At 57.6% G+C, this 20,398-nt stretch carries 16 protein-coding genes; 11 read left to right on the forward strand and 5 right to left on the reverse strand.

Translation table 11 applies throughout. The features are described from left to right. Positions 1-35 precede the first annotated feature (35 nt). The 5 genes from BFV65_RS20505 to araD all read left to right on the forward strand — a co-directional run bounded on the left by BFV65_RS20505 (position 36) and on the right by araD (position 5,139). On the forward strand, positions 36-1,355 hold the full coding sequence (locus BFV65_RS20505; RefSeq protein WP_038416906.1) for an MFS transporter: 1,320 nt from the start codon (positions 36-38) through the stop codon (positions 1,353-1,355). Between the two features lie 76 nt (positions 1,356-1,431). Next, a complete protein-coding gene (locus BFV65_RS20510) occupies positions 1,432-2,937 on the forward strand; it encodes an FGGY-family carbohydrate kinase (protein ID WP_069597046.1) in 1,506 nt (501 codons plus the stop codon). After that, positions 2,934-3,587, forward strand: coding sequence for a 3-keto-L-gulonate-6-phosphate decarboxylase UlaD (gene ulaD / locus BFV65_RS20515; protein ID WP_023298862.1), 654 nt, complete (start codon positions 2,934-2,936; stop codon positions 3,585-3,587). The genes BFV65_RS20510 and ulaD overlap by 4 nt, the downstream gene beginning before the upstream one ends. A gap of 2 nt (positions 3,588-3,589) precedes the next feature. Continuing rightward, positions 3,590-4,450 carry an L-ribulose-5-phosphate 3-epimerase gene (locus BFV65_RS20520; RefSeq protein ID WP_038416908.1) on the forward strand — a complete coding sequence of 287 codons (861 nt, stop codon included), beginning with the start codon at positions 3,590-3,592 and terminating at the stop codon, positions 4,448-4,450. Next, positions 4,444-5,139 carry an L-ribulose-5-phosphate 4-epimerase gene (araD, locus tag BFV65_RS20525; RefSeq protein ID WP_038416909.1) on the forward strand — a complete coding sequence of 232 codons (696 nt, stop codon included), beginning with the start codon at positions 4,444-4,446 and terminating at the stop codon, positions 5,137-5,139. The genes BFV65_RS20520 and araD overlap by 7 nt, the downstream gene beginning before the upstream one ends. On the opposite strand, the gene BFV65_RS20530 is transcribed toward araD, so the two are convergent. Then, positions 5,140-5,958, reverse strand: a complete 819-nt coding sequence (locus BFV65_RS20530; RefSeq protein WP_022649753.1) for an AraC family transcriptional regulator — start codon at positions 5,956-5,958, stop codon at positions 5,140-5,142. Between the two features lie 225 nt (positions 5,959-6,183). Here BFV65_RS20530 and BFV65_RS20535 point away from each other — a divergent pair, with 225 nt between their 5' ends. Together BFV65_RS20535 and BFV65_RS20540 are read left to right on the forward strand one after the other, a co-directional pair. Further along, a complete protein-coding gene (locus tag BFV65_RS20535; RefSeq protein WP_022649754.1) occupies positions 6,184-7,584 on the forward strand; it encodes an MFS transporter in 1,401 nt (466 codons plus the stop codon). Between the two features lie 10 nt (positions 7,585-7,594). Beyond that, positions 7,595-9,544, forward strand: coding sequence for a glycoside hydrolase family 127 protein (locus BFV65_RS20540; RefSeq protein ID WP_023298866.1), 1,950 nt, complete (start codon positions 7,595-7,597; stop codon positions 9,542-9,544). Between the two features lie 117 nt (positions 9,545-9,661). On the opposite strand, the gene aldB is transcribed toward BFV65_RS20540, so the two are convergent. After that, positions 9,662-11,200 (reverse strand): aldehyde dehydrogenase AldB, encoded by a 1,539-nt coding sequence (gene aldB, locus BFV65_RS20545; RefSeq protein WP_023307168.1) that lies wholly within the window; start codon positions 11,198-11,200, stop codon positions 9,662-9,664. Between the two features lie 166 nt (positions 11,201-11,366). Here aldB and BFV65_RS20550 point away from each other — a divergent pair, with 166 nt between their 5' ends. Further along, positions 11,367-12,251, forward strand: coding sequence for an ROK family protein (locus tag BFV65_RS20550; protein WP_069597047.1), 885 nt, complete (start codon positions 11,367-11,369; stop codon positions 12,249-12,251). Positions 12,252-12,254: 3 nt separating this feature from the next. Here the strand turns inward: BFV65_RS20550 and selB are convergent, their stop codons facing one another. The 3 genes from selB to BFV65_RS20565 form a co-directional block, all read right to left on the reverse strand. Continuing rightward, positions 12,255-14,093 (reverse strand): selenocysteine-specific translation elongation factor, encoded by a 1,839-nt coding sequence (gene selB / locus BFV65_RS20555; protein WP_023298869.1) that lies wholly within the window; start codon positions 14,091-14,093, stop codon positions 12,255-12,257. After that, on the reverse strand, positions 14,090-15,475 hold the full coding sequence (gene selA, locus BFV65_RS20560) for an L-seryl-tRNA(Sec) selenium transferase (protein WP_023298870.1): 1,386 nt from the start codon (positions 15,473-15,475) through the stop codon (positions 14,090-14,092). The genes selB and selA overlap by 4 nt, the downstream gene beginning before the upstream one ends. Before the next feature lie 103 nt (positions 15,476-15,578). After that, positions 15,579-16,187: a glutathione S-transferase gene (locus BFV65_RS20565; protein ID WP_015572763.1), complete on the reverse strand. Its 609-nt coding sequence runs from the start codon at positions 16,185-16,187 to the stop codon at positions 15,579-15,581. A 436-nt stretch (positions 16,188-16,623) separates the two neighbouring features. Here BFV65_RS20565 and BFV65_RS20570 point away from each other — a divergent pair, with 436 nt between their 5' ends. From BFV65_RS20570 to mtlR, 3 genes are all read left to right on the forward strand, one after another. Further along, the gene (locus BFV65_RS20570; RefSeq protein ID WP_022649761.1) at positions 16,624-18,531 is read left to right on the forward strand and encodes a PTS mannitol transporter subunit IICBA; all 1,908 of its coding nucleotides are present in this window, start codon (positions 16,624-16,626) and stop codon (positions 18,529-18,531) included. A gap of 101 nt (positions 18,532-18,632) precedes the next feature. Beyond that, entirely contained in the window at positions 18,633-19,781 is a 1,149-nt protein-coding gene (mtlD, locus tag BFV65_RS20575; protein ID WP_069597048.1) for a mannitol-1-phosphate 5-dehydrogenase, read from the forward strand. After that, entirely contained in the window at positions 19,778-20,368 is a 591-nt protein-coding gene (gene mtlR / locus BFV65_RS20580) for a mannitol operon repressor MtlR (RefSeq protein ID WP_023298873.1), read from the forward strand. Before mtlD ends, mtlR begins: the two co-directional genes overlap by 4 nt. The last annotated feature ends 30 nt before the right edge of the window (positions 20,369-20,398 follow it).

The raw sequence follows: 20,398 nt of genomic DNA on the forward strand, positions 1-20,398 counted from the left end.
TACATTTTCCGGTTACCTTCACTGAGATATTAACTATGAATATTTCTTCTAATGCTCTACACGCGGACATTCCGCGCCAGCGCTGGCTAAGGATCATTCCCCCTATTCTTATCGCCTGCATTATTTCCTATATGGACCGCGTAAATATAGCTTTTGCGATGCCCGGCGGTATGGACGAAGAGCTGGGCATTTCCGCCACGATGGCGGGCCTGGCGGGGGGGATCTTTTTTATTGGCTATTTGTTCCTGCAAGTTCCCGGCGGCAAAATTGCCGTGCACGGCAGCGGTAAGAAGTTTATCGGCTGGTCGCTGGTTGCCTGGGCGGTGATCTCGGTTCTGACCGGGCTTGTAACCAACCAGTATCAGCTGCTGGTGCTGCGCTTCTTACTCGGCGTGGCGGAAGGCGGGATGCTGCCCGTTGTGCTCACGATGATCAGTAACTGGTTTCCGGATGCCGAGCGCGGCCGCGCCAACGCGATTGTGATCATGTTCGTGCCCATCGCCGGGATCATCACCGCCCCACTGTCGGGCTGGATTATCACCGCTCTCGACTGGCGCTGGCTGTTCATTATTGAAGGTCTGATGTCCGTTGTTGTGCTGGTGCTGTGGGCGTTCACCGTCTACGACCGGCCGCAGGAAGCGCGCTGGATCTCTGAGGCCGAGAAAAACTACCTGGTACAAACACTGGCGGCAGAGCAGCAGGCCATTGCGGGTAAAGAGGTGAAAAACGCCTCGCTCAGCGCAGTGCTGTCTGACAAAACCATGTGGCAGCTGATCGCCCTCAACTTCTTCTACCAGACCGGCATTTACGGTTACACCCTCTGGCTGCCCACCATTCTGAAAGAACTGACGCACACCAGCATCGGCCAGGTGGGAATGCTCGCCATTCTGCCTTACATCGGCGCCATTGCCGGCATGTTCCTGTTCTCTACGCTCTCTGACCGCACCGGCAAGCGCAAGCTGTTTGTTTCCCTGCCATTGATTGGCTTTGCGCTCTGCATGTTCCTCTCCGTGGCGCTGAAAGAGCACACCTGGCTGGCCTATGCCGCTCTGGTGGGCTGTGGCTTCTTCCTGCAATCCGCAGCGGGCGTGTTCTGGACCATCCCGGCGCGTCTGTTCAGCGCTGAGATGGCGGGTGGCGCTCGCGGCGTGATTAATGCCCTGGGCAACCTCGGCGGGTTCTGCGGTCCTTATGCGGTAGGCGTACTGATCACCCTGTACAGCAAAGACGCAGGCGTTTACTGCCTGGCGGTTTCGCTGGCGCTGGCATCGCTGCTGGCCCTGATGTTACCGGCGAAATGCGATGCCGGAGCAGAGCCCAACCCCACGGTGAACTCGCATAAGCGTGCGGCCTGAGGCCCTCACCTGATTCACTAAACCAAACCGTAGGCCGGGTAAGCGAAGCGCCACCCGGCAATTAAGCGAGAAGAAGATGAGTGAAAAAGAGCCCTTCTGGCTGGGTATCGATTGTGGCGGTACTTATCTGAAAGCCGGTTTATACAACAGCCAGGGCAAAGAAGTCTGTATTGAACGCCGCTCAGTGGCCACGCTCAGCCCACGCGCTGGCTACGCCGAGCGGGATATGCACCAGCTCTGGCAGCACTGCCACAAAACCGTCGCCCTGCTGCTTAAAAATTCAGGCGCTGACGGCGGTCAGATTAAAGGCGTTGGCATTTCAGCCCAGGGCAAGGGGCTATTTTTGCTCGATAAACAGGATCGCCCCCTGGGTAACGCCATACTCTCCTCCGATCGCCGTGCGCTGGAGATCGTGCAACGCTGGCAGCAGGACGGTATACCCGAAAAGCTCTATCCGCATACTCGCCAGACGCTGTGGACGGGGCATCCGGCCTCACTCCTGCGCTGGGTTAAAGAGAACGAGCCGCAGCGGTATCAGCAAATCGGCAGCGTGATGATGGCGCACGATTACCTGCGCTGGTGTCTGACCGGGGTCAAAGGCTGCGAAGAGAGCAACATCTCGGAATCCAATCTCTACAACATGAATATCGGGCAGTACGATCCGCAGCTCACGCGCTGGCTCGGCATCAGCGACATTGACGGTGCCCTGCCGCCTATTATCGGTTCAGCAGAAATTTGCGGGGAAATCACCGCTCAGGCAGCCGCACTGACCGGTCTCACGGCGGGTACTCCCGTCGTTGGTGGACTGTTTGATGTGGTTTCCACCGCGATCTGCGCCGGGCTGCATGACGAAAATACGCTGAATGCCGTAATGGGGACCTGGGCCGTGACCAGTGGGATTGCCCACGGCATCCGCGACAACGAGCCGTTCCCCTACGTCTATGGCCGCTATGTCCATCCGCAGCAGTTCATCGTTCACGAAGCCAGCCCCACCTCGTCCGGCAACCTGGAATGGCTGACGGCCCAATGGGGCGAAATGTCATTCGATGAGATTAACCACGCCGTGGCCAGCCTGCCAAAAGCTGAAAGCGATGTGTTCTTCCTGCCTTTCCTCTACGGCAGCAACGCCGGACTGGAGATGACCAGCGGCTTCTATGGTTTGCAGGCGCTGCATACCCGCGCGCACCTCCTCCAGGCGGTTTATGAAGGGGTGGTATTCAGCCACATGACCCACCTCAACCGTATGCTCGAACGCTTTCCCCACGTGCAGACCCTGCGCGTGACGGGCGGCCCCACCCATTCGGACGTGTGGATGCAGATGCTCGCGGACGTCAGCGGCCTGGCGATTGAACTCCCGCAGGTGGAAGAGACCGGCTGTTCCGGTGCGGCGCTGGCCGCGCTCGTCGGTACAGGTCTCTATCCCGATTTTTACGCCGCTCAGCGCGCCCTCAGGCATGACATCCGGATGATTGAACCTGACATGCGTGCCCATGCCGCCTACCAGCGCAAATATCACCGTTACCAGCTACTGATTTCAGCATTACAGGGCTATCACGCCCGTGTTAAGGAGTACGACCTATGAGCCGACCATTATTGCAGCTGGCGCTCGACCACACCTCACTTCAGGCCGCGCAGCGGGATGTCGCGACGCTTTCCGATCACGTCGACATCGTCGAAGCCGGCACCATCCTGTGTCTGACCGAAGGGCTAAACGCCGTTCGCGCCCTGCGCGCTCAGTGTCCGGATAAAATTATCGTGGCGGACTGGAAAGTCGCCGATGCCGGAGAAACGCTGGCTGAGCAGGCGTTTGGCGCAGGCGCAAACTGGATGACCATCATCTGTGCCGCCCCGCTGGCCACCGTTGAACGTGGCCACGAGGTCGCACTGCGCGGCGGCGGCGAGATCCAGATGGAGCTGTTTGGCAACTGGACGCTGGACGACGCGCGCGCGTGGCACCGCATCGGGGTGAAGCAGGCGATATACCACCGCGGGCGCGACGCACAGGCCAGCGGCCAGCAGTGGGGCGAGGCGGATCTCAGCAAAATGAAGGCGTTGTCCGATATCGGGCTACAGCTTTCCATCACTGGCGGTATCACCCCCGCTGACCTGCCGCTGTTTAAGCAGATCAACGTCAAAGCCTTCATTGCCGGGCGCGCGCTGGCAGGCGCCGCCAATCCGCCGCAGGTGGCACAAGCATTCCATTCGCAAATTCGCGACATCTGGGGAGAGTAACCATGCGTCAGCATCCGTTAGGCATTTACGAAAAAGCGCTGCCAAAAGATCTCTCCTGGCCGGAGCGCCTGGTTCTGGCAAAAAGCTGCGGCTTCGATTTTGTGGAGATGTCGGTGGATGAGACCGACGAGCGTTTATCGCGCCTTGAATGGAGTACCACGCAGCGCGCCTCTCTGGTGGAAGCGATGCTGGAGACCGGCGTGGCCATCCCGTCGATGTGCTTGTCTGCCCATCGTCGCTTCCCGTTTGGCAGCCGCGATGACACCGTGCGCGAACGCGCCCGCGAGATCATGACCAAAGCCATCCGGCTGGCCCGTGATTTGGGTATTCGCACCATCCAGCTTGCGGGTTATGACGTGTACTACGAGGAGCATGACGAGGGCACGCAACAGCGCTTTGCCGAAGGGCTGGCGTGGGCCGTAGAGCAGGCCGCTTCCGCGCAGGTAATGCTGGCGGTAGAGATCATGGACACCGCGTTTATGAACTCCATCAGCAAGTGGAAAAAGTGGGACGACATGCTCGCCTCGCCGTGGTTCAGCGTTTACCCGGACGTCGGCAACCTGAGCGCGTGGGGCAACGACGTCACCGCCGAGCTGACGTTGGGCATTGACCGCATCGCCGCTATCCATCTGAAAGACACCCGGCCCGTAACCGAAAAAAGCCCCGGCCAGTTCCGCGATGTGCCGTTTGGCGAGGGCTGCGTCGATTTCGTTGGCGTGTTTAACACGCTGAATCAACTTAACTATCGCGGCGCATTTCTGATTGAAATGTGGACCGAGAAAGCCAAAGAGCCGGTACTGGAGATCATCCAGGCGCGCCGCTGGATTGAAGCCCGAATGCAGGAAGGAGGCATGACATGTTAGAACAACTCAAAGCCGAGGTGCTGGCGGCAAATCTCGCCCTGCCCGCCCACCAGCTGGTGACGTTCACCTGGGGCAACGTCAGCGCGGTTGACCGTGACAGCGGCATGATGGTGATCAAACCATCCGGCGTGGAGTACGACGTGATGACCGCAGAAGATATGGTGGTGGTAAATATCGCCACGGGTAAAGTGGTCGAGGGGAGTAAAAAACCCTCCTCCGACACCCCGACCCATCTCGCGCTGTATCGTCGTTACCCGGAAATTGGCGGCATTGTGCATACCCATTCCCGCCACGCCACCATCTGGTCGCAGGCGGGGCAGGATTTACCCGCGTGGGGAACGACGCACGCGGACTATTTCTACGGTGCGATCCCCTGCACGCGGCTGATGACCACGGCTGAAATCGCGGGTGAATATGAATACCAGACGGGGGAAGTCATTATCAAAACCTTCGAGGAGCGCGACATAAGCCCGATGCAGGTCCCGGCGGTGCTGGTACACTCTCACGGCCCGTTTGCCTGGGGCAAAGACGCTGCCGATGCGGTACACAATGCCGTGGTGCTGGAAGAGTGCGCCTATATGGGGCTTTTCTCGCGCCAGCTTGCACCACAGCTTCCGGTTATGCAGCAGGAATTGCTGGATAAGCATTACCTGCGCAAGCATGGCGCAAATGCCTATTACGGCCAGTAATCATCCGGAATTAATATGCTCTTTACAGTACCGCCGTTTCCAGACGGCGGGCGTTAACCCGGTATGTTTCGAGAATATCTGCCGGAAATAACCCACGTCATTAAAACCGCACCGGGTGGCCACTTCAGTTAATGAGGCCGCATCGTTCAGCAACAATTTTTCAGCGGCCCTGACGCGCTGGCGGTGTATTGCCTCCGTCAGGGTTAAATGAAACGTCCGGCGAAATACTCGCCCCAGGTAATCTGCGTTGCAGTGCAGCTCTTTCGCCAGCTGTGAAGTGGATATGGGCAAATGAAAGTGAGTGCGGATAAGCTGTTTGGCCTTCCACGCCATTGCTGCGCCCGCATCATCCGCTTTATCTTCATATCCCGGCGAGAGCGATATCTGCTGCAAAATTAACAGCAAAATTATCTCCAGCGCCTGGCTACGCTGTAATTTTTCCTGCTCGCTTAAAAACTGACGGAATAACGCAATAACATATTGCGGATCCCGCACGCTACAGTGTTGCTCAATCGACAGTGGCGTCGCACCTGGCAACGCAGGCAAGCCTTCATCCACCTCAAAATGCAGCCAGTAAAATTTGAGATCGCCCGGAAAATCTTCCACACCGACATGCCGCCGCTTCGGCCAAAGTAATAAACTCTCGCCGGCGTTTACCTCAAACAGCGTATTTTCCTCCTGGATCGTTAATGTCCCTTTTTCGACAAAGATTATCTCCCACGAAGATAATTTTCGTGCGGGATGACGACCCACGCCCCGGGAGATAAATAACCCGCCATTTTGAACCTTAATCGGAAGTGCTATGGATAATTCAAGCATGGATATTCAATTTCCCGCTTTTATGGTGGCTAATATTGCGTTTATTGTTTGATTATTAATAAATATCAGCAGAACAGCTCGATCAAACTCACAGTTTTACCATCAGGTCGGAATCGTCATCTTTTTATACTTTTCCCTTCCCTTGTTGGACTGCCCGTTGAATGCAGAATAAATGGGGTACCTTGCACAAATACGATAAAAAATCGTTTATCGAGGAGTTACCCCATGACTTCCACACCGATTACAGACGCAGAAGTTGCAAAACAGGCAGCCGATGACCGACTGTCAGTCCGCGAGAAAATTGGCTACGGCCTGGGCGACGCGGGCGGCACGGTAATTACCTGCCTGATCATGAACTTCCTGACCTTTTTCTATACCGATGTATTTGGCCTGACGCCCGCGCTGGTGGGCACGCTGTTTATTGCTCTTCGGGTATTTGACGCGATTTCCGATCCGGTGATGGGCGTGATTGCCGACCGCACGCAGAGCCGCTGGGGGCGTTTTCGTCCGTGGCAGCTGTGGGTCGCGCTTCCCATCGGGATCGTCGGCGTGCTGACCTTCACCGTCCCGGACGCCAGCATGGGCGTGAAAATCGCCTGGGCGTTCGGCACCTATTTGCTGTTGTCCGTAGGCTATACCGCCATCAACGTGCCGTATTGCGCGCTGATCAACACCATGACCACCCGCCACAACGAGGTAATATCCTGCCAGTCCTGGCGCTTCGTACTGTGCGGCGTGGCGGGCTTTCTGGTCTCCGTTGGCCTGCCGTGGCTGGTGTCAGAGCTGGGACAGGGCAATACCGCCCGGGGTTATCAGCTGGGCGTCGGCGTACTGTGCGCCATCGCTGTGGTGATGTTCTTGTGCTGCTTCTTCTGGGTGCGCGAGCGCGTCCCGCTTGCGCTGATGGGGAAATTTACCCTGCGCGAGCACCTGGCGGGCCTGCGTAAAAACGATCAGCTGCTGCTGATGCTGGTGATGTCGTTTCTGCTGATCAACGTCTTCAACATTCGCGGCGGCGGGTACATGTACTTCATCACCTACGTGCTTCAGGGCAGCACGGCGTACACCTCGCTGTTTTTCACCATGGTGACCTTTGCCGCCATTCTGGGCGCGGTGATCGTCAACCCGCTGTCGCGGCGGATTGATACCGTCAAACTCTACTACTACACCAACCTGGTACTCGCTGCGCTTGCTATGGGAATGTGGTTCCTGCCAGGTGGCCCGGCGCACCAGACGCTCTGGCTTATCGTGATTTTAAGTAACGGCGTGATCCTGGGCTTCACCCTGCCGCTTCACTTCTCGCTAATGGCCTTTGCCGATGACTACGGCGAATGGAAAACCGGCGTGCGCTCCTCGGGGATGAATTTCGCCTTCAATCTATTTTTCATCAAGCTCGCGTGGGCATCCAGCGCCGGGATCATCAGCCTGGTGTTTATTGCCGTGGCCTATCAGCCAGGCGCGGGCAACCAGACACCCGCCTCATTGCAGGGCATCACCGCCATGGAGACGCTGCTCCCTGCCCTTTTCCACCTGCTGCTGGCGGTCGCTATCCGCTGGTGCAGGCTTAACAATCCCGTGATGTCGCGCATTGCAACCGATTTGCGCCAGCGTCATGTACAGTCCTGAGGAGAACGATATGACCATAATGGAAGCCGACCTGCATCAGCTGAAAATCAACGACCCGTTTCTTGGTCAGTACCAACGGCTGGTCCGCGATGTGGTAATCCCCTACCAGTGGGATGCGCTTAACGATCGCGTGGCGGAGGCTGAACCCAGCCACGCCATCGCCAACTTCCGTATCGCGGCCGGTCTGGAACAGGGGGCGTTTTACGGGATGGTCTTTCAGGACAGCGACGTGGCGAAATGGCTCGAAGCCGTAGCGTGGTCGCTGTGCCAGAAGCCGGATGCCGAACTGGAAAAAACCGCCGACGAGGTGATCGAGCTGGTCGCAGCGGCGCAGTGTGAAGATGGCTATCTCAATACCTATTTCACGGTGAAAGCACCGGCCGAGCGCTGGACCAATCTGGCCGAATGCCACGAACTGTACTGCGCCGGACATATGATTGAAGCGGGCGTGGCGTATTTCCAGGGAACCGGAAAGCGCCGCCTGCTGGACGTGGTGTGCAGGCTGGCGGATCATATCGACAGCGTGTTTGGCCCGGGCGAAAACCAGCTGCACGGCTATCCGGGCCACCCGGAAATCGAGCTGGCGCTGATGCGGCTGTACGACGTCACGCAGGAGCCACGCTATCTCAATCTGGTGAAATACTTTATTGAGGAACGCGGCACGCAGCCTCACTTCTACGATATCGAATATGAGAAGCGCGGCAGAACGTCATACTGGAACACCTATGGCCCGGCGTGGATGGTCAAGGACAAAGCCTACAGCCAGGCGCATCAGCCCCTTGCCGAACAACAAACGGCCATCGGCCACGCCGTGCGTTTTGTCTATCTGATGGCGGGCATGGCGCATCTGGCGCGCCTGAGCAACGACGAAGGGAAACGTCAGGATTGCCTGCGGCTGTGGAACAACATGGCACAGCGCCAGCTGTACATCACCGGCGGGATTGGCTCGCAAAGCAGCGGCGAGGCATTCAGCAGCGATTACGATCTGCCCAACGATACGGTCTATGCCGAAAGCTGCGCCTCCATCGGCCTGATGATGTTTGCCCGCCGGATGCTGGAGATGGAGGCGGACGGCCACTACGCCGACGTGATGGAGCGCGCACTATACAACACGGTGCTGGGTGGCATGGCGCTGGACGGTAAGCATTTCTTTTATGTAAATCCGCTGGAAGTGCACCCGAAAACACTGGCCTTTAACCATATCTATGACCACGTGAAACCGGTGCGCCAGCGCTGGTTCGGCTGCGCCTGTTGCCCGCCGAATATTGCGCGCGTGCTGACCTCGCTGGGGCACTATATTTATACCGTTCGCCCGGACGCGCTGTTGATCAACCTGTACGTGGGGAACGACGTCGCCATTCCGGTGGGGGAAAACACCCTCCAGCTGCGGATTAGCGGAAACTATCCGTGGCATGAGCAGGTGAAAATCGAGATAACCTCACCAGTTCCGGTAACTCACACGCTGGCCCTGAGGCTGCCGGACTGGTGTGCGGAACCGGCTGTTTCGCTCAATGGTCAAGCCATTACAGGCGAGGTCTCCCGTGGATACTTATACCTAAACCGCAACTGGCAGGAAGGCGACACGCTGACGCTGACGTTACCGATGCCGGTCCGCCGCGTGTACGGCAACCCGCAGGTGCGCCAGCAGGCGGGGAAAGTCGCATTGCAGCGTGGGCCGCTGGTTTACTGCCTGGAAGAAGCCGATAACGGCGCAAATCTGCATAACCTTTCTTTGCCGCAAGACAGCGCGTTTCGGGTATTTGAAGGCAAAGGCATTTTCGCGCACAAGATGCTGATACAGGCGGAAGGGATTGGGTGTCAGGCGAAGGACACTGATGCCCTGTGGCAGTACGACCACTCGCCGGTAGAACGTCAGCCCCAGACGCTGACCTTTATTCCGTGGTTCAGCTGGGCAAACCGGGGAGAAGGGGAAATGCGGATATGGGTGGATGAAGGCTGAATAACTGCGGCCTGTTGCCCTTACCCCAGCCCTCTCCCACGGGAGAGGGAGTAAAAAGTAGGCCGGGTAAGGCGAAGCCGCCACCCGGCTTTAACCCGGCTCAGGCCGCCCGGGAGATTAAAACAGCCCCAGCGGTTTATCGGAGTAGCTGACTAACAGACATTTCGTTTGCTGGTAGTGCTCCAGCATCATTTTATGGGTTTCGCGCCCGATGCCCGACTGTTTGTAGCCGCCAAACGCCGCATGAGCCGGATAGGCGTGATAGCAGTTTGTCCATACGCGTCCGGCCTGAATGCCGCGGCCCATTTTATAGGCAAGGTTACCGTTACGGCTCCAGACCCCCGCCCCCAGGCCATACTGCGTGTCGTTGGCGAGCTCCAGCGCCTCGTCCATGGTTTTAAACGTGGTGACGGCCAGCACCGGTCCAAAAATTTCCTCCTGGAAAACGCGCATGTTGTTCTTACCGAACAGGATAGTCGGCTCAAGGTAGTAGCCCTCCTGCAAATCGCCTCCCAGCACCTTACGACGACCGCCGGTCAACACATCGGCCCCCTCTTTTTTACCGATATCAATATAGTTGAGGATGGTTTCCAGCTGGCCATGCGATACCTGCGCCCCCATCTGGGTAACGTTATCCAGCGGATTACCGCTGCGAATCGACTCCACGCGCCGGATCGCCCGCTCCATAAAGCGCTCATAAATGGATTCCTGCACCAGCGCGCGGCTCGGACAGGTGCAGACTTCGCCCTGGTTAAACGCAAACAGCGCAAACCCTTCCAGCGCTTTGTCGAAGAAGGCGTCCTCTTCATCCATCACGTCGGCAAAGAAGATGTTCGGCGATTTCCCGCCCAGCTCCAGGGTGACCGGAATGATGTTCTGGGTCGCGTACTGCATAATCTGCTGACCCACTTCCGTTGAGCCGGTAAACGCCACTTTGGCGATACGCTTTGAAGTAGCCAGATATTCGCCGATCTCTCCCCCGGCCCCGTTGACCACGTTAATGACCCCCGGCGGCAACAGGTCGCCAATTACCTCCATCAGCAGCAGTACCGAAAGCGGCGTTAAGCGTGCAGGTTTCAGCACAACGCAGTTACCCGCCGCCAGCGCGGGCGCCATTTTCCAGCTCGCCATCAGCAGCGGGAAGTTCCACGGAATAATTTGCCCCACCACGCCGAGCGGCTCGTGGAAGTGATACGCCACGGTATCTTTGTCAACTTCACTTATTCCCCCCTCCTGGGCACGGATGCAGGACGCAAAATAGCGGAAATGGTCGATCGCCAGCGGCACGTCCGCCGCCATGGTTTCGCGGATCGGCTTGCCGTTGTCCCACGTTTCTGCGGTCGCCAGCAGCTCCAGATTCTGCTCCATCCGATCGGCGATTTTGAACAAAATGGCCGCTCTGTCCTGAACGGACATTTGCCCCCACTTATCTTTCGCCTTATGCGCCGCATCCAGCGCTAAATCGATATCCCGTTTGCCCGAACTGGCAATTTCACACAGCGGCTGGCCGGTAACGGGCGTCAGGTTGGAATAGTATTCACCGTCGACGGGCGCCACCCAGTCGCCGCCGATAAAGTTGTCATAGCGGGGCTTCAGCTTAAGGGGAAAACCATACTCGCCAGGCTGGATACGCGATGAGGGAGGATTGTTTGTCATGACCGTCTCCTTGCTGTTGTTGTACAACAAGGGTAGTTCCGGCTGGTGATTTTCTCGCCAGCGGGTAGCGGGTTTACGAGCCGCATCACGGATTACCGTACTTTACGTTTCGTTTCTGCCGCCGCAGCCATACTTAATAGCTCAAGGGCTCATGAGGAATGATGCAATGCAGCTATTTATCGGCTTTGACGTGGGTGGAACCCACATCAAACACGGCGTAATTAATGAAAACGGCGAAGAACTGACATCCGATGAATATGATACGCCGGACGATGAAAGCACCTTCAAAGAGAAGTGGAAAGCGGTAGTGGATAAGTACTGCCAGGAGCACGAGATCGCCAGTATTGGCGTGAGTTTTCCAGGACATATCAATCACCATACCGGCGAAGCGGCCAAAGCCGGGGCGCTGGACTATCTTGACGGCGAAAACCTGTGCGAACTGTTCGCACAGCTGACCGATCTCCCCGTGACAATCGAAAACGATGCCAATTGCGCGGCGCTGGGCGAGCGCTGGCAGGGCGCGGGCAAGGACTATGAGCATTTCGTCTGCATCACCATCGGCACCGGCATCGGCGGCGGTATCGTCATGGAGGGCGATCTCTACCGCGGGTCGCACTACCGGGCGGGTGAGTTTGGCGTGCTACCCGTAGGCAATGAGGGCGAACCGATGCATGAAGTGGCGTCCGCCAGTGGCCTGATGAAAGCCTGCCGCCGCGCGCTGGCCGTGTCGGAAGATGAGATGCCTGGTGGTGAGGAGCTGTTTAAACGCATGGACAGCGACGTGCATCTGCGCGAAGCCATTGAAGCGTGGGCGCATTGTCTGTCGCGCGGTATTTACAGCGTGATCTCTATGTTTGATCCGCAGGCGGTGCTGATTGGCGGCGGCATTAGTGAGCAGGAGAAAATCTATCTCCTGCTGGATAAATATTTACAGCGATTCGAGGAGTGGGAAGCGCTCCGGGTGCCCATCCTTCCCTGCGAGCTGGGTAACCAGGCGGGAAGGCTGGGCGCGGTCTGGCTGGCTAAGCAGAAGCAGGCGCGCAGCGCTTAACGCTTACGGAAATAACTGCGCGTCGCGTAGCACATGGTCATTGCCACGACGACGCGTAAACCCGATGCGGTTGAAATACTCCAGGATCTGAATCGCCAGTTTGCGTCCTACGTTCAGCCGATCGCGGAAGTCTGCGGCGCAGGTTGATCCGCGCGCCTGATCCAGCTCCCGGATCAGGTTCGCAAACGCAACGATCCGATCGTTGCGGTAATAACGATCTTTCACGATCGCCACAATCATGCCCTGCTGCGCCGCATGCCGCAGTACCTGACGCATCAGCTGCTCATCGGTATTGGTTTCACGCGCCAGATCGCGCACCCACCAGGGTTCATCGCCAAACAGCGCCGCCACTTTTTGCCAGACCGCGTCCTGCTCAGCGGTAAAACCGGCCTTATGTTCCGGCAGGTGTAGCCAGCCGTGATGACTTGCAATCACGCCGCTTTCACGCATGTTTTCAATCAGCAACAGCACCAGCGCGTCGTCTTCCATGGGCAACGCCATACGCCGCAGACGTTCACGGCCCGGACCGGGCTCATCCTGATGCTGTTCATGATAGGTCGCCAGCGTGCTCAACACTTTACGCTGCCAGCGCGCCGCCACCGGCGCGTTCAGCAGGCTGTTGCCAGCCTGAATAAAACCCGGCTCCTGCGTCAGAAGACGCAATCCTTCACCGCTGAGCTGGCGCGCCCAGGCGAACGCAGCCAGATCCACCGCACCACGCTCAAGGTGGATATCTAACGCAGACTTGTCGTCACGAGCCTGGGCCAGCGAGGCCAGCCACGCTAAATACTCGGGCTTACGCTTGCCGCGACGGGGCGGATTCAGCATCACCACGCGGGCGCCCGCCAGGGTTTCGCGCGCGGAGATGTCGCGCAGAACCAGGCGGTCGTTATCCGCCAGCCAGAGCGGGGAGTCGAACACCAGTTCGGCGAGATCGTTTTCCAGCAGCGACACGCGTCCGGTGATGTGGCTGGCCGCGTGATGGATATGCAGCGGCTGCCACTGGGTCAGCGGCGTGTGGGTCTGTAGAGAAACGATAATCCGTTCAGAAGGCTCCGGCGGCGCGTCGGCCAGCAGCCAGTCGCCGCGGTTAAGCTGGTCTTTTTCGGCATCACCAGCAATATTCAGCGCGATACGCTGCCCGGCATGGGCCTGTTCCACCGGCTGGTTTTGCGCGTGAAGCCCGCGCACGCGCATCGGTTTGTTCACGCCCGTCAGCCACAGGGTATCGCCCACGTTAACTTCGCCACTCAGCGCGGTACCGGTCACCACCAGCCCAGCCCCTTTCACGGTAAACGCCCTGTCGATCGCCAGACGGAAGCGGTGATGGCTGGCATGTTCACGAGACGGGATCTGCTGCAAATGGTCGCGAAGAGCGTCGATACCGCGGCCTTCTGTCGCCACGGTGACAAACAGAGCGGCATCCTTAAAACCATATTCACTCAGCGCCGCCAGTACCTCTTCACGCACCTCGTTGATACGCGCCTCATCCACACGGTCCGCTTTGGTAAGGGCGACGGTCAACTGCGGGTTTCCCGTCAGTTGCAGGATCGCCAGATGCTCGCGCGTTTGCGCCATCACCCCGTCATCGCACGCGACAACCAGCAGAGCGTGATCGATCCCGCCCACGCCCGCGAGCATATTGGAAAGAAACTTCTCGTGGCCGGGCACGTCGATAAAGCCCAGCACGCGACCGTCGGGCTGTGGCCAGTAGGCGTAACCCAGGTCAATGGTCATGCCGCGCTTTTTCTCTTCCGGCAGGCGATCGGCATTCACGCCCGTAATGGCCTGCAATAACGTGGTTTTGCCGTGGTCAACGTGACCGGCGGTGGCAATAATCATTTCAACATCATCTCCAGAAACCGCCCTTCATCTTCCAGGCAGCGTAAATCCAGCCACATACGACCATCACCGATCCGGCCAATCACTGGCGTCGGTAATGCACGCCAGCGCGCCGACAGCGCCTCAAGCTGGCTTCCGCGTCCGTCGCGCGGGGTGAACGTCAGCGCTTCGCTCGGTAACCTGTCCACGGGCAGCGAGCCGCTGCCAATTTGCGACAGGCAAGGCTCGATACGAACTTCAAACTCAGGGTAATGGGGAGCAACCTGCGGCAGTAGCGCTTCCGCCCGCGCGCGAACAGAGGCTTCATCACGGCTCAGCAAACGCAACGTGGGCAGGCGGTCAGCCAGTTTCTCCGGGTGGAGATAGAGCCGCAGCGTGGCTTCCAGCGCGGCCAGCGTCATTTTATCGGCACGCAGGGCACGCTTCAGTGGGTGCTGCTGTAGCTGCGCAATCAGTTCGCGCTTGCCGACGATAATCCCCGCCTGCGGCCCGCCCAGCAGTTTGTCGCCGGAGAAACTGACCAGGCTTACGCCCGCAGCAACCATTTCCTGCACCATTGGCTCTTTCGGCAGACCGTACTGGCGCATATCCACCAGCGACCCGCTGCCGAGATCGGCAATCACCGGCACGTTTAGCTCGCGCCCGATGGCGGCCAGTTCGGCCTCTTCCACCGTTTTGGTGAACCCCTCAATGTGGTAATTACTGGTATGCACTTTCATCAGCAGGGCGGTGTTTTCATTTACCGCAGCGCGATAATCTTTTGCATGGGTACGGTTGGTTGTGCCCACTTCATGCAGCGTGCAGCCCGCCTGGCGCATGACATCCGGAATACGAAACGCCCCGCCGATCTCCACCAGCTCGCCGCGAGAGACGACAACCTCTTTTCCGCTCGCGGTGGCCGCCAGCATTAACAGCACCGCCGCCGCGTTGTTATTCACAATGCAGGCATCTTCCGCGCCGGTGATCTGGCAGAGAAGATCCGCCAGCGCGCGATCGCGATGCCCGCGCCCGGCGCCGTCCAGATCGTACTCCAGCGTCACCGGCGAGCGCATGGCCCGGGTGACGGCCTCTATTGCTTCTTCTGCCTGCTGTGCCCGGCCCAGATTGGTGTGCAGAACCGTGCCTGTCAGGTTAATAACCGGGCGCAACGCGCTTTGCGCGTGCTTGCTCAGCCTCCGTTCAACTTCCTGCGCCCATGCCTCGCACCAGCCGGGTAGCGCGTTTTCAGCCTGAATATGGCGACGCGCATCGTCCTGAAGCTGGCGTAGCATGTCGACCGTTGCAGTATGGCCAAACTGCTCCAGCACCGCAGTGATGCGCGGATCACGAAGCAGACGATCGGTAGCGGGGATCTGGCTGTAGAGGGAATGATGAGTAGTCATGAATGCGCCTGGCGAGTAAATATCTTCCCCCCTCCCGACGGGAGAGGGAGTTAACATGTGGGGGGATTGTACCGCCTCCCGCCAGGAAGTGTTATAACCCGCATCAAGCCTTTGGTGGTTCAGTCCGGGCGAAACTTTCGCGCTGGAAGAGCGTCTCCGCCAGTTTGACCAGCAGCGGACGATCCACGCACCAGCCCGGCGAGACGCGGCGGAAATTAAGGTAGCCAATGGCGCAGGCGATGGCGATCGTCGCCAGATTCAGGCTATCGCTCTGAATTTTCCCGTCGCGGATCAGCTGTTCGCACATATCCAGGCTGCGGCTGATTTTTTCGCGCTGGCGCAGCAGCTCATTTTCTGACTGCTGGGCGGCGGGCCTTGCCTGCTCGCGTACGGACGTTAATGCCGCATCCATAATGCCATCCGCCAGGGCTTCAATTTGCTTCATCGCCAGCGCTGCTTTTGGATCCGCCGGCAGCATGGCTGGCGCAACGCCAAGCAGCTCGATGTACTCCGCAATGATCGGGGAATCAAACCAGTAGTCGCCCTCGTCCGTTACCAGCGCCGGGACTTTCCCCAGCGGGTTGTACTGCGCAACGCCGTTCTCTGCGTTGTACGGTTGTTCATTTACGAATTCAAATTCAATCCCTTTCTCCAGCAGGAGAATCGAAATCTTACGCACGAAAGGACTGGTATAACTGCCGATGAGTTTCATTGCTTATCCTTAATGCCCATAAAGAGGTCAGTATGGATCAAGCCGTGAAAAAAGGCAGGTGTACGTATCGCATTCCTGCCGTGAGGGGATACGGGAGAAATCTGCATAAAAATATTTTGTGAATCAAATCACAATCTGGAAACAAACAGCCAACTTAACATTGTGATATTAATCACAAAATAGCCCTCATTTTGGCGTAATTCTGAGCAATGTATTTTTTTTACACACCCATTATGTGATCGCGATCACTTCATTAATATCCTCACCCCCTACATTCATGTGATTCAGATCACACAAAATTCCGCTGTCTGGACAGTTGAACGATTCAGTGCCAGATTTCACAGCATCAGAACAGGGCCCGGCTACCTCTGCCGCCGCACATTAACGATAAACCTCGGGCCACAAGCCTAAGCGTAAACATAAGAAGGGGTGTTTTATGTCATCCGATTTCAAGATCAAAGTGCAAAGCTTTGGTCGTTTCCTCAGCAACATGGTGATGCCAAATATCGGCGCGTTTATCGCGTGGGGTATTATCACCGCATTATTTATTCCGACAGGGTGGTTGCCTAACGAAACGCTGGCGAAACTTGTTGGCCCAATGATTACGTACCTGCTGCCGCTGCTCATCGGTTATACCGGTGGTCGTCTGGTGGGCGGTGACCGTGGTGGTGTCGTGGGTGCCATCACAACCATGGGGGTGATTGTCGGTGCGGATATGCCGATGTTCCTCGGTGCGATGATTGCCGGTCCTCTGGGCGGCTGGGCGATCAAGAAATTTGACGTCTGGGTTGATGGCAAGATCAAATCCGGCTTCGAAATGCTGGTGAACAACTTCTCCGCGGGCATCATCGGGATGATCCTCGCGATTCTGGCGTTCCTCGGCATTGGCCCGGCGGTTGAAGTGCTCTCCAAGCTGCTGGCGGCGGGCGTTAACTTCATGGTGGCGCACGACATGCTGCCGCTGGCGTCTATCTTCGTTGAACCGGCGAAAATCCTGTTCCTGAACAACGCCATCAACCACGGTATCTTCTCACCGCTGGGTATCCAGCAGTCACACGATCTCGGCAAGTCCATCTTCTTCCTGATTGAAGCGAACCCGGGTCCGGGTATGGGCGTTCTGCTGGCGTACATGTTCTTTGGTCGCGGCAGCGCGAAACAGTCTGCTGGCGGCGCGGCTATCATTCACTTCCTGGGCGGTATTCACGAAATTTACTTCCCGTATGTGCTGATGAACCCACGTCTGATCCTGGCCGTTATCCTTGGCGGTATGACCGGCGTGTTCACCCTGAGCGTACTGGGCGGTGGTCTGGTGTCTCCTGCTTCTCCAGGCTCTATTCTGGCGGTGCTGGCGATGACCCCGAAAGGCGCCTACTTCGCGAACATCGCGGCGATCTGTGCGGCCATGGCCGTCTCCTTCGTGGTCTCCGCTATCCTGCTGAAAACCAGCAAGGTGAAAGAAGACGACGATATCGAAGCGGCAACCCGTCGTATGCATGACATGAAAGCCGAATCCAAAGGCGCAACGCCGCTGGCGGCGGGTGATGTCTCTAACGACCTGAGCCACGTGCGTAAAATTATCGTGGCCTGTGATGCCGGTATGGGTTCCAGCGCAATGGGTGCGGGCGTGCTGCGTAAGAAAGTGCAGGATGCGGGTCTGACCAACATCTCCGTGACCAACAGCGCGATTAACAACCTGCCGCCGGACGTTGACCTGGTGATCACGCACCGCGATCTGACCGAGCGCGCCATGCGTCAGGTGCCGCAGGCGCAGCACATTTCCCTGACCAACTTCCTCGACAGCGGCCTGTACACCAGCCTGACCGAACGTCTGGTTGCGGCCCAGCGCCATGAAGATAACGAAGTGAAAGTGCGCACCAGCCTGCAAGACAGCTTCGACGAGAGCAACGCGCATCTGTTCAAACTGGGCGCAGAAAATATCTTCCTTGGCCGCACGGCGACCAATAAAGAAGAGGCCATTCGCTTCGCCGGTGAGCAGCTGGTGAAAGGCGGCTACGTTCAGCCTGAGTACGTTGAGGCGATGCTGGAGCGTGAAAAGCTGACCCCAACCTACCTGGGTGAATCCATCGCGGTTCCGCACGGTACGGTTGAAGCCAAAGACCGCGTGCTGAAAACCGGCGTGGTGTTCTGTCAGTATCCTGATGGCGTGCGCTTCGGTGAAGAAGAGGACGACATCGCCCGTCTGGTGATTGGTATCGCCGCTCGCAACAACGAGCATATCCAGGTGATTACCAGCCTGACCAACGCGCTGGATGACGAAACGGTTATTGAGCGTCTGGCCAACACCACCAGCGTTGAAGAAGTTCTGGCTCTGCTTAACAAGTAACAGCGCCTCTTCCCTCTCCCCCCGGGGAGAGGGCTAGGGTGAGGGGAAAACGTTCCTCACCCCAGCCCTCTCGGGTAAAAACATTGATGAAGGTTAACACTATGAAAGCATTACATTTTGGCGCAGGTAATATCGGTCGTGGCTTTATCGGTAAACTGCTGGCAGACGCGGGCATTACCCTGACATTCGCCGATGTGAATCAGGTGGTTCTGGATGCCCTGAATGCCCGTCATAGCTATCAGGTTCACGTGGTGGGTGAAAACGAACAGGTTGAAACGGTCTCTGGCGTCAACGCGGTAAGCAGCATTGGCGACGACGTGATTGACCTCATCGCGAGCGTTGATCTGGTCACCACAGCCGTGGGTCCGGTGGTGCTTGAGCGTATCGCCCCGGCGGTCGCGAAAGGCCTGGCGAAGCGTAAAGCACAAGGCGTTGAAACGCCGCTGAACATCATCGCCTGTGAAAACATGGTGCGCGGCACCACGCAGCTGAAAGGCCACGTTCTGGCCGCTGTGGCTGAGGAAGATAAAGCCTGGGTTGAAGCGCACGTTGGTTTTGTGGATTCCGCCGTTGACCGCATCGTTCCGCCATCAGAATCCGCCACCAACAACCCGCTGGAAGTAACCGTGGAAACCTTCAGCGAGTGGATCGTTGATAAAACTCAGTTTAAGGGCGCGCTGCCGACCATTCCGGGAATGGAATTAACCGATAACCTGATGGCATTTGTCGAACGTAAACTCTTCACGCTGAACACCGGGCATGCTATAACCGCGTACCTCGGGAAATTGGCCGGTCATCAGACGATTCGTGACGCGATCCTCGATGAGAACATCCGTGCGGTGGTCAAAGGGGCAATGGAAGAGAGCGGCGCGGTGCTGATCAAACGCTACGGTTTTGATGCTGATAAACACGCAGCATACATCCAGAAAATCCTCAGTCGTTTTGAAAACCCGTATCTGAAAGATGACGTTGAGCGCGTGGGTCGTCAGCCGCTGCGTAAACTGAGCGCGGGCGACCGCCTGATTAAACCGCTGCTGGGCACGCTGGAATACGGTCTGCCGCACGCTAACCTGGTGAAGGGAATCGCTGCCGCAATGCACTACCGCAGCGAGCAGGACCCGCAGGCGATTGAGCTGGCTCAGCTGATTGATAACAAAGGCGCACAGGCTGCGCTGGCGCAGATTTCCGGTCTGGATGCCAACAGTGACGTGGTTGCGGAGGCGGTCAGCGCATACAACGCAACCAAATGATGCAGAGTCCGGCGCAGGTTAGCCTGCGCCCGAATAACAGATTGTCAGATATGCAGGCAATAATGGAACAAACCCAGGCCTTTGAAAATCGTGTGCTTGAGCGTCTGAATGCTGGCAAAACCGTACGAAGTTTCCTGATCGCCGCCGTCGAGCTGTTAACCGAGGCGGTGAACATTCTGGTGCTTCAGGTGTTTCGCAAAGACGACTACGCGGTAAAGTATGCTGTAGAACCGTTACTGGACGGAGACGGACCGCTGGGCGATTTATCGGTACGGCTGAAGCTGATTTACGGTCTTGGCGTGCTCAACCGTCAGGAGTATGAAGACGCCGAGCTGTTAATGGCGCTGCGCGAAGAGCTCAATCATGACGGCAATGAGTACACCTTCACCGATGATGAGATCCTGGGGCCCTTCGGCGAACTGCACTGCGTAGCCGCGCTCCCTCCCGCACCTCAGTTTGATGACAGCGACCCAGAGCTGTACATGATGCAAAAGCTGCGTTATCAACAAGTTGTCCGCTCCACCATGGTGCTTTCCCTGACTGAGCTGATTTCTAAAATCAGCTTAAAAAAAGCGTTTCAGAAGTAAGCCCGCACACATTGGTGTATCCTTCCCTGT

The organism is Enterobacter hormaechei subsp. hoffmannii, from assembly GCF_001729745.1.
GTDB classification, from domain to species: domain Bacteria; phylum Pseudomonadota; class Gammaproteobacteria; order Enterobacterales; family Enterobacteriaceae; genus Enterobacter; species Enterobacter intestinihominis.

Bases quoted from the DNA above. Each gene is read 5' to 3' on its own strand.
- BFV65_RS20505 (WP_038416906.1), top strand. From the start codon at position 36: ATGAATATTTCTTCTAATGCTCTACACGCGGACATTCCGCGCCAGCGC.
- BFV65_RS20510 (WP_069597046.1), top strand. From the start codon at position 1,432: ATGAGTGAAAAAGAGCCCTTCTGGCTGGGTATCGATTGTGGCGGTACT.
- ulaD (WP_023298862.1), top strand. From the start codon at position 2,934: ATGAGCCGACCATTATTGCAGCTGGCGCTCGACCACACCTCACTTCAG.
- BFV65_RS20520 (WP_038416908.1), top strand. From the start codon at position 3,590: ATGCGTCAGCATCCGTTAGGCATTTACGAAAAAGCGCTGCCAAAAGAT.
- araD (WP_038416909.1), top strand. From the start codon at position 4,444: ATGTTAGAACAACTCAAAGCCGAGGTGCTGGCGGCAAATCTCGCCCTG.
- BFV65_RS20530 (WP_022649753.1), bottom strand. From the start codon at position 5,958: ATGCTTGAATTATCCATAGCACTTCCGATTAAGGTTCAAAATGGCGGG.
- BFV65_RS20535 (WP_022649754.1), top strand. From the start codon at position 6,184: ATGACTTCCACACCGATTACAGACGCAGAAGTTGCAAAACAGGCAGCC.
- BFV65_RS20540 (WP_023298866.1), top strand. From the start codon at position 7,595: ATGACCATAATGGAAGCCGACCTGCATCAGCTGAAAATCAACGACCCG.
- aldB (WP_023307168.1), bottom strand. From the start codon at position 11,200: ATGACAAACAATCCTCCCTCATCGCGTATCCAGCCTGGCGAGTATGGT.
- BFV65_RS20550 (WP_069597047.1), top strand. From the start codon at position 11,367: ATGCAGCTATTTATCGGCTTTGACGTGGGTGGAACCCACATCAAACAC.
- selB (WP_023298869.1), bottom strand. From the start codon at position 14,093: ATGATTATTGCCACCGCCGGTCACGTTGACCACGGCAAAACCACGTTA.
- selA (WP_023298870.1), bottom strand. From the start codon at position 15,475: ATGACTACTCATCATTCCCTCTACAGCCAGATCCCCGCTACCGATCGT.
- BFV65_RS20565 (WP_015572763.1), bottom strand. From the start codon at position 16,187: ATGAAACTCATCGGCAGTTATACCAGTCCTTTCGTGCGTAAGATTTCG.
- BFV65_RS20570 (WP_022649761.1), top strand. From the start codon at position 16,624: ATGTCATCCGATTTCAAGATCAAAGTGCAAAGCTTTGGTCGTTTCCTC.
- mtlD (WP_069597048.1), top strand. From the start codon at position 18,633: ATGAAAGCATTACATTTTGGCGCAGGTAATATCGGTCGTGGCTTTATC.
- mtlR (WP_023298873.1), top strand. From the start codon at position 19,778: ATGATGCAGAGTCCGGCGCAGGTTAGCCTGCGCCCGAATAACAGATTG.